The organism is Kitasatospora phosalacinea (genome assembly GCF_030268885.1).
In the GTDB taxonomy this organism is placed as follows: Bacteria; Actinomycetota; Actinomycetes; order Streptomycetales; family Streptomycetaceae; genus Kitasatospora; species Kitasatospora phosalacinea_C.
This window is the reverse complement of sequence record NZ_BSSA01000008.1, coordinates 177,534-191,390: the sequence shown is the minus strand read 5'-3', so window position 1 is coordinate 191,390 and position 13,857 is coordinate 177,534. Positions and strand designations below refer to the sequence as shown.

10 protein-coding genes are annotated in these 13,857 nt (G+C 75.3%); 5 read left to right on the top strand and 5 right to left on the bottom strand.

Annotation, left to right across the window (positions count from 1 at the left end):
* Positions 1–7 precede the first annotated feature (7 nt).
* From QSK52_RS14655 to QSK52_RS14645, 3 genes are all read right to left on the bottom strand, one after another.
* Positions 8–412 carry a hypothetical protein gene (locus QSK52_RS14655; protein WP_285736454.1) on the bottom strand — a complete coding sequence of 135 codons (405 nt, stop codon included), beginning with the start codon at positions 410–412 and terminating at the stop codon, positions 8–10.
* 149 nt (positions 413–561) lie between these two features.
* Positions 562–3,096, bottom strand: a complete 2,535-nt coding sequence (gene hrpB, locus QSK52_RS14650) for an ATP-dependent helicase HrpB (protein ID WP_285736453.1) — start codon at positions 3,094–3,096, stop codon at positions 562–564.
* A gap of 5 nt (positions 3,097–3,101) precedes the next feature.
* On the bottom strand, positions 3,102–3,998 hold the full coding sequence (locus tag QSK52_RS14645; protein ID WP_285736452.1) for a class I SAM-dependent methyltransferase: 897 nt from the start codon (positions 3,996–3,998) through the stop codon (positions 3,102–3,104).
* Positions 3,999–4,499: 501 nt separating this feature from the next.
* Between QSK52_RS14645 and rpsA the strand changes: the two genes are divergently transcribed.
* From rpsA to coaE, 4 genes are all read left to right on the top strand, one after another.
* Complete coding sequence (rpsA, locus tag QSK52_RS14640; RefSeq protein ID WP_285736451.1) at positions 4,500–5,990, top strand: 30S ribosomal protein S1; 1,491 nt, start codon at positions 4,500–4,502, stop codon at positions 5,988–5,990.
* A gap of 556 nt (positions 5,991–6,546) precedes the next feature.
* Positions 6,547–8,664, top strand: a complete 2,118-nt coding sequence (locus tag QSK52_RS14635; RefSeq protein WP_285736450.1) for an MMPL family transporter — start codon at positions 6,547–6,549, stop codon at positions 8,662–8,664.
* A gap of 27 nt (positions 8,665–8,691) precedes the next feature.
* Complete coding sequence (locus tag QSK52_RS14630) at positions 8,692–9,336, top strand: MBL fold metallo-hydrolase (RefSeq protein ID WP_285736449.1); 645 nt, start codon at positions 8,692–8,694, stop codon at positions 9,334–9,336.
* 95 nt (positions 9,337–9,431) lie between these two features.
* Positions 9,432–10,028 (top strand): dephospho-CoA kinase, encoded by a 597-nt coding sequence (coaE, locus tag QSK52_RS14625; RefSeq protein WP_285736448.1) that lies wholly within the window; start codon positions 9,432–9,434, stop codon positions 10,026–10,028.
* Between the two features lie 7 nt (positions 10,029–10,035).
* Here the strand turns inward: coaE and QSK52_RS14620 are convergent, their stop codons facing one another.
* The gene (locus QSK52_RS14620) at positions 10,036–10,668 is read right to left on the bottom strand and encodes a hypothetical protein (protein ID WP_285736447.1); all 633 of its coding nucleotides are present in this window, start codon (positions 10,666–10,668) and stop codon (positions 10,036–10,038) included.
* A 206-nt stretch (positions 10,669–10,874) separates the two neighbouring features.
* Here QSK52_RS14620 and QSK52_RS14615 point away from each other — a divergent pair, with 206 nt between their 5' ends.
* Positions 10,875–12,983, top strand: a complete 2,109-nt coding sequence (locus QSK52_RS14615) for an MMPL family transporter (RefSeq protein ID WP_285736446.1) — start codon at positions 10,875–10,877, stop codon at positions 12,981–12,983.
* Between the two features lie 4 nt (positions 12,984–12,987).
* Here QSK52_RS14615 and QSK52_RS14610 read toward each other — a convergent pair whose 3' ends face one another.
* A complete protein-coding gene (locus QSK52_RS14610) occupies positions 12,988–13,821 on the bottom strand; it encodes a sulfurtransferase (protein WP_285736445.1) in 834 nt (277 codons plus the stop codon).
* Positions 13,822–13,857 lie beyond the last annotated feature (36 nt).

Sequence of the window (13,857 nt, the reverse complement as noted above, 5' to 3'; positions counted from 1 at the left end):
GCGACCACTATGCTCCGTGCACCGAGGACGAGTGACGGGCGTGGGGTGGGACCGTGAGGACGTGGGGCAGGGGCCGTCGGGCCGGGATCGTGGCGGCGGTGGCCGCCGCGGCGGTCGGTGGAGCGGTGTGGGCGGCAGTGCCCGGCGCCGGGCCGCACCCCGACCCGGCGCCGCAGGCGGCCTCGGCGGCCCCGGTGGCGAGCGCCACGCCCGGTGCCGGGCCGAGCGACACCACGACGCCCCCGCCCGCGCCGTCCCCGTCGTCGTCGCCCTCGCCCTCGCCCTCGCCGAGCGCCGTCCGGACGACCCGGGCGCCCGGTGCGACGTCGAAGCCGACGGCCGGGAGGCCGAAGGCGTCGAGGACGCCGATCACCGAGGTCGTCCCCGGCACGCACTGCAACTGCGACGACACCCCGCCGTCCCGGAACCCGGACTGCCACTACAACGCCGCGGGTCAGCTGATGGCGTGCGGGCCGATCCTCAGCCCGTCCCCGCTGCCCAACCCGGCCAACCCCGGCATCCCGTACGCCTCGTCCCCCCGGCCGACCCCCTGACGCGGCGTCACCTGCGCGGGTTGGCGCGGCGGGTGGGTTCCGCCGTGGTGGGGTCCTCGGGCCAGGGGTGGCGGGGGTAGCGGCCGCGGAGGTCGGCGCGGACGGCCGGGTAGCCGGTGCGCCAGAACGCGGCGAGGTCGCCGGTGACGGCGGCCGGGCGCCCCGCGGGGGAGAGCAGGTGGACGGTGAGCGGGACCTTGCCCCCGGCGAGGGCCGGGGCCGCGTCCCAGCCGAACAGTTCCTGCAGCTTGACGGCCAGGACGGGGCGGTCGGGGTCGGACGCGTAGTCGATCCGGACCCGGCTGCCGCTGGGCACGGTGATCCGCTCCGGCGCGAGCTCGTCCAGCCGCCCGGCCTGGCCGCCCGCCCAGGGCAGCAGGCGCTGCAGGGCGGCGGCGGTGTCGATCCGCTCCAGGTCGGCGCGGCGCCGGGCCCGGGAGAGCTCGGGCTCCAGCCACTGCTCGGCGGCGGCCAGCAGCGCGGCGTCCGCGACGTCCGGCCACGGCTCGCCGAGCGCCCGGTGCAGGAAGGCGAGCCGCTCGCGCAGCCCGCTCGCGGCCGGTGGCCAGCTCAGCAGCGCGGAGACGCCCTCGCGTTCCAGGCCCTCCAGCAGCGCGGCCCGCAGCAGCGCCGGATCGGGCGCCGCCAGCGGCACGGCCGTCAGCTCGATCGCCCCCAGCGCCTCCACCCGCCGGGCGGCCACCTCCCGCTGCCGCACCGACCAGTGCACCTCCTCGCGGGCCGTCAGCAGCGGCGCGGCCGCCCGCCGGGCCGTCGCCTCGTCCACCGCCACCGCCCGCAGCACCCGCGCGGACGGCGCCCCGGCGGGCCGGTCGGCGACCGCGACGGCCAGCCAGCCGCCGGACGGCAGCCGCGAGCCGGGCGGCAGCTGCGCGGCCGTCCCGGAGGCCATCAGGTACGCCCCCTCCCCGCCCTCCCGGGCCCGCGCCACCCGCTCCGGGTACGCCAGCCCGACCACCAGCCCGGCCGCGACGGCGTCCGACGGCCCGGCCGTGCCGTCGCCGTCCGCCCCGCCCGTCGGCTCCGGGGCCGGGTCCGCCAGTGCGCGTTCCAGGCGGCGGGTCTCGTCCTTCCAGCGGCGGGCGTACGGGTCGGTGGGGGAGCGGCGGACGGTGCGGTGGATCTCGGCGAGGTCGTCGCCGAGGGCGCGCGGGGGTTCCTCGGAGAGCAGGGCGACGAGTTCGGCGGCGCGCCGCGGGCCGACCGCGGGGGCGCCGTCGAGCAGGGCGCGGGCGAGGCGGGGGTGCAGGCCGGTGCGGGCGATGGCGCGGCCGCGGTCGGTGGGGCGGCCGTCGGGGCCGACGGCGGCGAGGGCGCGCAGGACCTCGCGGGCGGCGGCCATCGCCCCGGCGGGCGGCGGGTCGGGGAGGGTGAGTCCGGTGGCGTCGGGGTCGCCCCAGCAGGCGGTCTGGAGGGCGAAGGAGGTGAGGTCGGCGAGGGCGATCTCGGGGGTGGGGAAGCGGGCGGCGCGGGCGTCCTCGGCCTCGGCCCAGCAGCGGTAGACGGTGCCGGGGGCCTCGCGTCCGGCGCGTCCGGCGCGCTGCCGGGCGGCGGCCAGCGAGGTGCGGACGGTGACCAGCCCGGACAGCCCGCGGGCGTGGTCGGTGCGCGGTTCCCTGGTCAGCCCGGAGTCGACCACGACCCGGACGCCCGGCACCGTCAGCGAGGACTCGGCGACCGAGGTGGCCAGCACCACCCGCCGCCGCTCCCCGGCGGTCAGGGCCGCGTCCTGCACGGCCTGCGGCGCCTGCCCGTGCAGTGGCAGGACGTCCACGCCGGTCACCTGCCCGGCCACCCGGGCGATCTCGCCGACGCCCGGCAGGAAGCAGAGCACGTCGCCGTCGCGTTCGGCCAGCGCCCGGCGGACCGTCGCCGCGACGTGCGCGAGCAGCGCCGGGTCGACCCGGGTGCCGTGCGGGGGCCGGACGGCGGCGGGCGGCGGGGACCAGACGGTCTCCACCGGGTGCGAGACGCCCTCGGCGGCCACCACGGGCGCGCCGTCCAGCAGTTCGGCCCAGGCGTCGGTGTCGGCGGTCGCGGAGGCCAGCAGCAGGCGCAGTTCGGGGCGGAGCGCGGCCCGGACGTCCAGCAGGAAGGCGAGCGCGGTGTCGGCGTCCAGGTGGCGTTCGTGGCACTCGTCGAGCACCACCGCGTCCACGCCCGGCAGTTCGGGGTCGCGCTGCAGGCGCTGCAGCAGAACGCCGGTGGTGACCACCTCGACCAGGGTGCCGGGGCCGACCCGCCGTTCGCCGCGGACGGTGAACCCGACGCGGCGGCCGACCGGTTCGTCCAGCAGCCAGGCCATCCGCCGGGCCGCCGCCCGCACCGCGAGCCGGCGCGGTTCGGCGACCAGCACCCGCCGGGGCGGGCCGCCGAGCAGCCCGGCCAGGGCGAGCGGCACCAGGGTGGTCTTGCCGGTGCCGGGCGGCGCGGAGAGCACCGCGGCGCCGTTCCCGTCCAGGGCCGCGGCCAGCTCGGGGAGCACCGCGGCGACGGGCAGATCGGTCCCCCCGGGTCGCACCGCGCTCAGCCGTTCCGGACGGCGACGAAGATCGCGGTGCCGGGGATGTGCTGCCCGCGCAGCGGGCTCCAGCCGCCCCACTCCTGCTCCAGCTCCTCCGGCCATTCCGGCTCGACCAGGTCGACCAGCGCGAACCCGGCCGCGACCAGCTCCCGCACCCGGTCGCCGATGGTGCGGTGGTGCTCGACGTAGGTGGCGACGCCCTGTTCGTCCTGCTCGACGTACGGGGTGCGGTCGAAGTACGAGGAGGTGGCGGTCAGGCCCTCCACCCCGGGCTCGTCCGGGAACGCCCAGCGGATCGGGTGGGTCACCGAGAACACCCAGCGCCCGCCGGGCCGCAGCACCCGGTGCACCTCGCGCATCAGCCGCCCGGTGTCCGCGCTGAACGGCACCGCGCCGTACGCCGAGCAGGCGTGGTCGAAGGAGCCGTCGGCGAACGGCAGCACCGCCGCGTCCGCCTGCACCACGGCGACGGGCTCCAGGCCGCGGCCCAGGTCGATCCGGCGGGAGTGCTGCAACTGCCGGTAGGAGATGTCCAGCGCGACCGGGCGGGCGCCCTGCGCGGCCAGCCAGCGCGAGCACTGCGCGGCACCGGAGCCGATCTCCAGCACGTCCGCGCCCTTCAGCCCGGCCGGGTCGCCGAGCAGCCGGGCCTCGGCCTCGTCCACGCCCTCCGGGCACCAGGTGAACCGGTCGTCGCCGAGGAACTCGCCGTGCTCGTCCTGGTAGTCGTCGGCGTTGCGGTCCCACCAGTGCCGGCTGGCCCGGCTCGACTCCTGCTCCCCGGCCTCCCGCCGCAGCGCCTCGTCGCCGTCCTCCTCCTCGTCCACCGGCCGGGGTGCGGAGGGGACGTCGTACCCGGCGGGGTCGTAGTCGTCGGGTGCGGGGGTGGAGTGGGTCATGGAGTTCGTCACCTGGTGCGTCGGGAGGGCCGCTCTGGGCCGGGGGCGGGTCCCGCCCCCGGCGCGAGCCGGGGCGGGACGTCAAGTAGGCTATGGGCTTGCGGAAGCGCTGCTGCTGCGGAGCCGGTCCTGTACGGGAACCGGGTCGGGCCGTGGCATCCGGGGTAGGGCCGGTGTTCCAGCCACCGCGAGGTGCGCTTTCGGAGGATATGGCCTGATCCGTCCCGGCCTCTACCGGTCTCGTCGGCTTCGACGTTGACCGTGCCTGGGTGTCCCCGTATGCTACAAGTTGCGCTGCGGGCCTGCGCGCCTCGGACGGAGCAGGTCGCGCTCGCATCTGTCGAAGACCCCACGGTCGTCAGACGGACACCGGGACCCTGTCGTGAGCGGGAGTCCTTCCGGTGGGCCGTTTTCTGGCCTGTACGGCTTTCGGTGGGAGCGATCAGGGCCCTCCGCGTGGCATTACTACGACTTCATGTCCGTACCGGAGCCCTTTTCCTAATGACGAGCCCCACCGACACCTCTGTCAGCACCACCCCGCAGGTTGCGGTCAACGACATCGGCGACGCGGACGCGTTCCTCGCGGCGATCGACGAGACCATCAAGTACTTCAACGACGGCGACATCGTTGAGGGCGTCATCGTGAAGGTCGACCGTGACGAGGTGCTCCTCGACATCGGTTACAAGACCGAGGGTGTCATCCCGTCCCGCGAGCTCTCGATCAAGCACGACGTCGACCCCCACGAGGTTGTCTCCGTCGGCGACAACATCGAGGCCCTGGTTCTCCAGAAGGAGGACAAGGAGGGTCGCCTCATCCTGTCCAAGAAGCGTGCGCAGTACGAGCGCGCCTGGGGCACGATCGAGAAGATCAAGGAAGAGGACGGCATCGTCACCGGTACCGTCATCGAGGTCGTCAAGGGTGGTCTCATCCTCGACATCGGCCTCCGCGGCTTCCTCCCGGCCTCGCTGGTCGAGATGCGCCGCGTCCGCGACCTCCAGCCCTACGTGGGCAAGGAGCTCGAGGCGAAGATCATCGAGCTGGACAAGAACCGCAACAACGTGGTCCTGTCCCGCCGCGCCTGGCTGGAGCAGACCCAGAGCGAGGTCCGCCAGACCTTCCTCACCACCCTGCAGAAGGGCCAGGTGCGCTCCGGCGTCGTCTCCTCGATCGTCAACTTCGGTGCGTTCGTCGACCTCGGCGGCGTCGACGGTCTGGTGCACGTCTCCGAGCTGTCCTGGAAGCACATCGACCACCCGAACGAGGTCGTCGAGGTCGGCCAGGAGGTCACCGTCGAGGTCCTCGACGTGGACATGGACCGCGAGCGCGTCTCCCTGTCGCTGAAGGCGACCCAGGAGGACCCGTGGCAGCAGTTCGCCCGGACCCACCAGATCTCGCAGGTCGTCCCGGGTAAGGTCACCAAGCTGGTTCCGTTCGGTGCGTTCGTCCGCGTGGACGAGGGCATCGAGGGCCTGGTCCACATCTCCGAGCTGGCCGAGCGCCACGTCGAGATCCCGGAGCAGGTCGTCCAGGTCGGCGACGAGATCTTCGTCAAGGTCATCGACATCGACCTCGAGCGCCGCCGCATCAGCCTCTCGCTGAAGCAGGCCAACGAGTCCCTCGGTGCCGACCCGGCGTCGGTCGAGTTCGACCCGACCCTGTACGGCATGGCCGCGTCCTACGACGACCAGGGCAACTACATCTACCCGGAGGGCTTCGACCCCGAGGCGAACGACTGGCTGCCCGGCTTCGAGAAGCAGCGCGAGGAGTGGGAGCGGCAGTACGCCGAGGCCCAGGCCCGCTTCGAGCAGCACCAGGCCCAGGTCATCAAGTCCCGCGAGGCCGACGCGGCTGCCGCCGCTGAGGCCGGCGAGGAGGCCCCGGTCTCCGGTGGCGGCTCGTACTCCTCCAGCAGCGACGAGGGCTCCGGCGCGCTCGCCTCGGACGAGGCCCTGGCCGCGCTCCGCGAGAAGCTGGCCGGCGGCCAGAGCTGAAGCTGAAGCGCTGCGCTTCGGCGGCTGCCTAGCCGACTGAACAGCGACCCCCCGCTCCAGGGTTTCCCTGGGCGGGGGGTCGCTGTTTTGCGCTGCCCCGCCCGCTCGCCCGCCCGCCCGCGCGCGTGCCGCCGGGCGGGGCGTGCGCCGGCTCCGCGGCGCGGGTGCTGTGTGCGGTCGCGGGCCCGTCGGCCGTCCTCGGTCGCGCGGCGGCGCCTCCTCTGCGTGGTGCCCGCCGGGCGCAGCCCGTCCCCTCCTCCCGTCCCGCTGCCGCGCGCAGCGCCCTCCCTCTCCCCGTGCACTTTCGCGGGGCGTGCACGCACGGCCGGGTGGGGGAGGCGTGGTGCTTAAGTGGCGTTTATGTGAAGGGAATTGTGAGATGAGGCTCATCGTCCGCCTATAGGACGAAAGCGCACTCGCGCATACATTGAGGGGACTTGTCCGAAAGGCTCCCCGCATGCGCAGCTCCCGCTCCACCGCAGCAGAGGTCCAGGTTTCCCAGGTTCCCGGCCGGTTGGCCGCTCTGGGGCGAGTGTGTTTCCGGCACCGTCGTTGGGTGTTGGCGTTCTGGGCGCTGGTGCTCGCGGTGGGGGTGGTGATCGGCGGGCGGGTGTTCGAGGGCTCGGTGGCGGCCACCGGCAGCGGGGGGTCGGAGTCGGCGGCGGGCACCGCCGTCGTGCAGGCGGCGGACCCGGTGCAGGGGACCGTGACGGCGGTCGTGGACGGGCCGTCGACGAGCGGCGACGGCGTGCGGGCGGCCGTCCAGCGGGCGAGCGCGGAGGTGGCGAAGCTGCCGGGCGTGGTCTCGGTGGCGGACACCTACTCGACGGGCGGGCAGTTGACCGCGAGCGACGGCAAGGCGTCGCTGGTGAGCGTGCGGATGGCGGACGGGTCGACGGCGAAGCAGTTGGCGGCGGTCACCGACCGGCTGGGGGAGATCGACGCGGACGGGGCGCACACCGTGGTCGGCGGCGACCTGGTGCTGCAGCAGGAGGTCAAGGACCAGACCGCCAAGGACACCCGGTTCGGTGAGATCGTCACGCTGCCGTTGACGCTGGTCGTGATGGTGCTGGTGTTCGGCGGGCTGGCCGCGGCGGGGCTGCCGGGCATCGGGGCGATCGCCTCGGTGGGCGGGGCGCTGCTGGCGATGTTCGGGTTCAGCAGGCTGATGGACATCGACACGTCCGTGCTGCCGATCGCGACCGTGCTGGGCCTGGGCCTGTCGATCGACTACGCGCTCCTGATGGTGAACCGTTTCCGCGAGGAGCGCGGCCACGGCGCCGACATCGCGCAGGCGGTGGAGCGGACGGCGGCGACCGCGGGCCGGACGGTGACGTTCTCGGGGCTGACGGTCGCGGTCGCGCTGAGCGGGCTGTTCGTGTTCACCAGTCCGGTGTTCCGGGCGGTCGCGGTGGCGGGCGTGAGCGTGGTGGTGATCGCGGTGGCGGCGGCGCTGACGCTGGTGCCGGCGCTGCTGGGCTTCATGGGGGCGAAGGTCAAGGCACCGACCGCGCCCGTCCCGGACGAGGGCTTCTTCTCCCGGACGGTGCGCCGGGTGCAGCGCCGGGCGGTCCCGGTGATGCTGGCCTGCGTGGCACTGCTGCTGGCGGCGGGCGCGCCGTTCCTGGGCTCGCACTTCCGCAACTCGGGGGCGGACGTGCTGCCGAAGAGCTTCGCGTCCCGGCAGGTCGCCGAGACGGTGGAGGCGCGCTTCCCGGACCAGGCCCCGGCGGCGGTGCAGGTGGTCGTCGAGGGGTCGCGGCAGCAGGCGCAGCAGTACGCGGACCAGGTGGTCGCGGAGCTGCCGGGCGTCTCCGGCGTCCGGGCGGTGACGCCGGTCTCGGACGGCGTGCAGACCGTGGACGTGCTGGTGAAGGGCGACCCGCAGGGCGCGGAGGCCAAGCGGGTGGTCGGCGAGCTGCGCGCGGAGCGCGGCGGGCTGGACACCCACGTGACGGGCGACGCGGCCTCGCTGGTGGACTTCCAGCACGAGATCGGCTCGCACGGGCCGTGGGCGCTGGGCCTGGTCGCGGCCGGGACGCTGGTGCTGCTGTTCATGATGACCGGGTCGGTGGTGCTGCCGGTCAAGGCGCTGCTGATGAACGTGCTGTCGCTGGGGGCGTCGCTGGGCGCGCTGACCCTGGTGTTCCAGCACGGCTACTTCAGCTCGCTGCTGGGGTTCACGCCGACCGGCGGCCTGGAGACGGTGATCCCGGTGCTGGTGTTCGCCTTCGCGTTCGGGCTGTCGATGGACTACGAGGTGTTCCTGCTGTCGCGGATCAAGGAGCTGCACGACCAGGGGTACGACTGCGCCAGGTCGGTGGAGCTGGGCCTGCAGCGCAGCGGTCGGATCATCACCTCGGCGGGGTTGCTGATGGTGATCGTGTTCGCCGGGTTCGCCGCCGGGCAGATGCTCATGGTCAAGCAGATGGGCATCGCGCTGGCCGTCGCCGTCGCGGTGGACGCCACCCTGGTCCGCACCCTGCTGGTGCCCGCCACCATGACGCTGTTCGGCCGCCTCAACTGGTGGGCGCCCGCCCCGCTGCGCCGCCTGCACCGGGTCATCGGCCTGGACGAGCACGTCGAACTGCCCCCGCTGCGCCCGGTGGTGCTGCCCGCGCCGCGCCTGGTGAAGCCGCACGTCAAGCCGCGCGGCCTGGTGGGCGCCCCCTAGCCGCGGCCCGGTCGTACGCTGGGCCGCATGCGACTGACGAAGTACGGCCACGCCTGCGTCCGGATCGAGCACGCGGAGGGGGCGGTGCTGATCGACCCCGGGATGTTCAGCGGACCGGAGGTGGTGGCGGGCGTGAGCGCCCTGCTGATCACCCACGAGCACGCCGACCACTTCACCGAGGCGCAGGTCCGGGCGGCGGTCGAGGCCAATCCGGGCCTGCGGGTGTACACCAACTCCTCGGTGGCCCGGCAGCTGGACGGCATCGGCGCGAAGGTGACGGTGGTCGGCGAGGGCGACGCGTTCGACCTGGACGGGCTGCCGGTGACGGTGCACGGCGAGTGGCACGCCGAGATCCACCCCGACGTCCCGCGCATCCCGAACGTCGGCTTCCTGCTCGGCGGCCGGGTCTTCCACCCGGGCGACGCGCTGACCGTCCCGCCGGACACCGTCGACACCCTGCTGCTGCCGCTGGGCGCGCCCTGGCTGCGGGCGGGCGAACTGGTCGACTACCTGCGCGACGCCCGGCCGCGGCAGGCGGTGGCGATCCACGAGGCGACGCTCAGCGAGGCCGGGCAGGCGATCCACGGGCGGCTGCTCGGCCCGCAGGGCCCCGGCACCGGCGGCGTGCAGTACCGCACGCTGGCCGCCGGGGAGTCCCTCGACCTGGCCTGAGGCCCCGTCCCCGCCCCGGGCCGCGGGCGCCGGGAAACGGGAACCGGCGCGCTGCCCCCTGCGGCGCGCCGGGTACGGGCCGGTAACCTGGCGGCATGCTGAGGATCGGACTGACCGGCGGGATCGGCGCGGGCAAGAGCGAGGTCTCCCGCCAACTGGCCGCGCACGGCGCGGTGATCGTCGACTCGGACGTGATCGCCCGCGAGGTGGTCGCCCCCGGGACGCCCGGACTGGCCGCGGTGGCCGCCGAGTTCGGGCCGGACGTGCTGCTCCCGGACGGCTCGCTGGACCGCCCCGCGCTCGGCCGGGTGGTCTTCGCGGACCGGGCCCGGCTGGCGAAGCTGAACGCCGTCGTCCACCCGCTGGTGCGGGCCCGCTCCGCCGAGCTGGAGTTCGCGGCCGGGCCGGACGCGATCGTGGTGCACGACGTCCCGCTGCTGGCCGAGAACGGCCTCGCCCCGCTGTACGACCTCGTCGTGGTGATCGACGTCCCGGACGCCGAACGCCTGCGCCGCCTGGTCGAGTTGCGCGGCATGTCCGAGGACGAGGCGCGCTCCCGGATGGCCGCCCAGGCGAGCCGCGAGGACCGCCTGGCGGTCGCCGACCTGGTCCTCGACAACAGCGGGGACCTGGCGCAACTCACGGCCCGCGTCGACGAGTTGTGGCAGCAGTTGGAGCGGCGCCGGGGCTGAGCGCCGGTCAGGGCAGCAGGTCGAACACCGTCTCGGTGGGCGTGCCCTCCGTGCCGACCTGGGCGCGCAGGTAGGCGTTCTGCTCCGTGTAGTGGTCCAGGTCGGACGGGACGGACACCTCGACCGAGAAGGCGCCGGCGGCATCTGTCTTGGTGTCCCGCAAGTCCCGGTGCGCGTACTCCCCGCCGCCCAGGGCCTTGATCACGAAGGAGATCCGGACCACTGTGTCGGGCGGGAACCCCTGCCCGGTGACCACCGTCCGCGACCCGCCGCGCCCGGAGTCCGGCGAGGCCAGCAGCACCCGGGCGGTGCTCGCCTTCGGGCTGCTCGGGGGCTGGCTGGGCAGGGTGTTGAGGGTCGGCGCGGCGGCCGCCCCGGCGGCCGCCGGCACGGTGGCCGTGACGGTCGGGCCGGGGACGGTGACGGTCACGGTCGGCTGCGGCCGGCCGCCCGGGGAGCCCTGTGACTGGGTAAGGTAGCCCCCCGCGAACCCGGCCCCCAGCGTGGCCACGCCCACCAGGGCGGTCACCACGGCGCTCCAGCCCTGCAGGTCGATCCGGCGGGGCGGGGCCGGCGCCGCGGCTGCGGGCGGCGCGCTCGGGTACGGCGGCGTTCCGTCGGGTGAGGTCGGCGCGGTCAAAAGATTCCCCCCGTGATGGTCGACGGAGTCCTGACTACCACGGCGCGGTGGTTCGTGTCTCGGTCTGTTCGTCCCCGTACGGGGCCCGGGTGCAAACGCCGACCACCGTGTCGCCGGGTGCGCGGCTCCGGCCGGGGCGCGATGCTGGGAGGGCGGGTGCGCGGTGCCGCACGGGCTCCGCCCCGTCGGTGGCCGGAGGTGCTGCGATGAGTCCGGGGCGGAGAGCGGCCGCGCTGCCGTGCGGGCGGCGCGGCAAGTGGCTGGTGCTCGGACTGTGGCTGGTGCTGCTGCTGGTGGCGGCACCGCTCGCGGCGAAGCTGAACGGGGTGGAGGACAACCAGGCGTCCAGCTGGCTGCCCGCGAACGCCGAGTCCACCCGGGTGCTGGACGCCCAGCTGCGGTTCCAGCCGGTGCAGACCGCCGACGCCGTGGTGGTGTACCAGCGCGACGGCGGCATCACCGTCGAGGACCACGCGAAGGCCGTGCGCGACGCCGAGCGGTTCGCCACCGTCGCGCACGTCCTGCCGCCGGTGGTCGGGCCGACCGCGTCCGCCGACGGGAAGGCGCTGCAGACCGTGGTGCCGGTGACCACCGGCGACAGCGGCTGGACCAACCTCGCCCCGGCCGTCGACAGCCTGCGCGCCACCGCTGCCTCCGGCGCGCAGCCCGGGCTGGTCACGCACGTCACCGGCCCGGCCGGGATCGGCGCCGACCAGTCGAAGGCGTTCCAGGGCATCGACGGCACGCTGCTGTACGCCACCGTCACCGTGGTGGTCGTCCTGCTGCTGCTGACCTACCGCAGCCCGGTGCTGTGGCTGCTGCCGCTGCTGTCCGCGGGCGCGGCGCTGACGGTCGCCGAGGGCGTGGTGTACCTGTTCGCGGCGCACGCCGGACTCACCGTCAACGCGCAGAGCGCGGGCATCCTGATCGTGCTGGTGCTCGGTGCGGGCACCGACTACGCGCTGCTGCTGACCGCCCGCTACCGGGAGGAGCTGCGCCGTCACCGGGACCGGCACGCGGCGATGGCGGCGGCGCTGCACCGGGCCGGTCCGGCGGTGCTGGCGAGTTCGGCGACGGTGATCGCGTCGATGCTGTGCCTGACGGTCGCCGAGATGAACTCCACCAGCGGCCTGGGCCCGGTCTGCGCGATCGGCGTGGCGGTGGCGCTGGTGGCGATGCTGACGCTGCTGCCCGCGCTGCTGGTGGCGTGCGGGCGCTGGGTGTTCTGGCCGGTGCGGCCGGAGTACGGCACGCCGGAGCCGACCGCGACCGGTCGGTGGGCGCGGATCGGCGGCTGGATCGCCGGGCGGCCGCGCAGGGTGTGGGTGGGCACCGCGCTGGCGCTGGCGGCCTGCACGGCCGGGTTGGCGTCGCTGAACGCGAACGGGCTGAGCGCCGCCGGGACGTTCACCGACAGGCCCGACTCCGTCACCGGCCAGCAGGTGCTGGTCGCGCACTTCCCCGGCGGGACGGGCGCCCCGCTGTCGGTGGTCAGCAACGCCGCCCCGCTGGACGCCGTCCGGCAGGCGGCCGCGGGCACGCCCGGCATCGCCGGGATCGGCCCGCCGGTGACGGCCGCGGGCGAGGCGTACTTCCCGGCGGTGCTCGCCGACCCGCCGGACTCCGCGGCGGCGAAGGCCACCGTCGACCGCGTCCGGGAGGCCGTGCACGCGGTGCCGGACGCGGACGCGAAGGTCGGCGGCTCCACCGCGGTGGTGCTGGACGCCGGGCGGGCGGCCGCGCACGACAACAAGGTGGTCATCCCGCTGGTGCTGGCGGTGGTGCTGGTGATCCTGGCGGCCCTGCTGCGGGCGGTGGTCGCGCCGCTGGTGCTGATCGCGACCGTGGTGCTGTCGTACGCGGCGGCGCTCGGCATCAGCGCGTTCTTCTTCGCGCACGTCTTCCACTTCGAGGGCCAGGACCAGGCGTTCCCGCTGTTCGTGTTCGTGTTCCTGGTGGCGCTCGGCATCGACTACAACATCTTCCTGATGACCCGGGTGCGGGAGGAGTCCGCCCGCCTCGGCACCCGGCGGGGCGCGGTGGCGGGCCTGGCCGCGACCGGCGGCGTGATCACCTCCGCCGGGCTGATCCTGGCCGCGACCTTCGCCGTCCTCGGCACCCTCCCGGCGGTGGGGTTCGCCGAGATCGGCTTCGCGGTCGCGCTCGGCGTCCTGCTGGACACCCTGGTGGTGCGCTCGGTGCTGGTCACCGCCCTCACCGCGGACCTCGACCACCGCATGTGGTGGCCCGGCCGCCCCGCCCGCGCCGGGCCCGTCCGGGCGCCCGCGTCCGCCGTCCGGCCCGGCCCCGACTGAGGGCTCAGGCGCCGGTGGCGACCGGGAGGCCGGTCTCCGGGCGGCCCCAGTCCGACCAGGAGCCGTCGTAGACGGCGGGGGAGGGGTGGCCGGTGAGGTGGGCGGCGAGGGCGAGGACGCAGGCGGTGACGCCGGAGCCGCAGGAGGCGACGAGGCGCGGGCGGCCCGCGGTGGCGGCGGCGAGGCGGGCGCGGAGTTCGGGGAGGGGGAGGTAGCGGCCGTCGGGGGTGAGGAGTTCGGTGAAGGGGAGGCTGGTGGAGCCCGGCAGGTGGCCGCGGCGCAGGTGGGGGCGGGGTTCGGGGGCGGCGCCGGTGAAGCGGTCGTGGGCGCGGGCGTCCAGGACGGCGGTGCCGGGGTCGGTGAGGGCGGCGGCCACGGCGTCCCGGTCGAGGAGCAGGCCGGGGCGGGGCCGGACGGTCAGGTTCCCGGTCCGGGCGGCGGCGGGTCGTCCGGTGCTGACCGGGTGCCCGGCGGCGCGCCAGGCGGGCAGGCCGCCGTCCAGGACGGCGGCCCGGTCGAAACCGGCGGCGCGCAGCATCCACCAGGCGCGCGGGGCGGAGTACACGCCCGCGCCGTCGTACAGGACGGCGGTGGAGTCGTCGTCGAGGCCGAGGGCGCGCAGTTCGCGCTGGAGGTCGGCGGGGGCGGGCGCGGTGTGCGGCAGCGGGGAGGCGGGGTCGGAGAGGGCGCCGTCGAGGTCGAACTCCCGGGCGCCGGGGATGCGGACGTCCGGGTGCCGGTGCGCGCCGACGCCCGCGTCCAGGACGACGAGCCCGGGGCGGCCGAGCCGGGCGGCCAGCCAGTCGGCGTCGACCAGGGGCGGCGGTGCGGTGGTCATGGCGGGTGTCCTGTCCGTCGGGGCGGGGCTCCCGTC

Bases quoted from the DNA above. Each gene is read 5' to 3' on its own strand.
- QSK52_RS14645 (WP_285736452.1), bottom strand. From the start codon at position 3,998: ATGACCCACTCCACCCCCGCACCCGACGACTACGACCCCGCCGGGTAC.
- rpsA (WP_285736451.1), top strand. From the start codon at position 4,500: ATGACGAGCCCCACCGACACCTCTGTCAGCACCACCCCGCAGGTTGCG.
- QSK52_RS14630 (WP_285736449.1), top strand. From the start codon at position 8,692: ATGCGACTGACGAAGTACGGCCACGCCTGCGTCCGGATCGAGCACGCG.
- coaE (WP_285736448.1), top strand. From the start codon at position 9,432: ATGCTGAGGATCGGACTGACCGGCGGGATCGGCGCGGGCAAGAGCGAG.
- QSK52_RS14615 (WP_285736446.1), top strand. From the start codon at position 10,875: ATGAGTCCGGGGCGGAGAGCGGCCGCGCTGCCGTGCGGGCGGCGCGGC.
- QSK52_RS14610 (WP_285736445.1), bottom strand. From the start codon at position 13,821: ATGACCACCGCACCGCCGCCCCTGGTCGACGCCGACTGGCTGGCCGCC.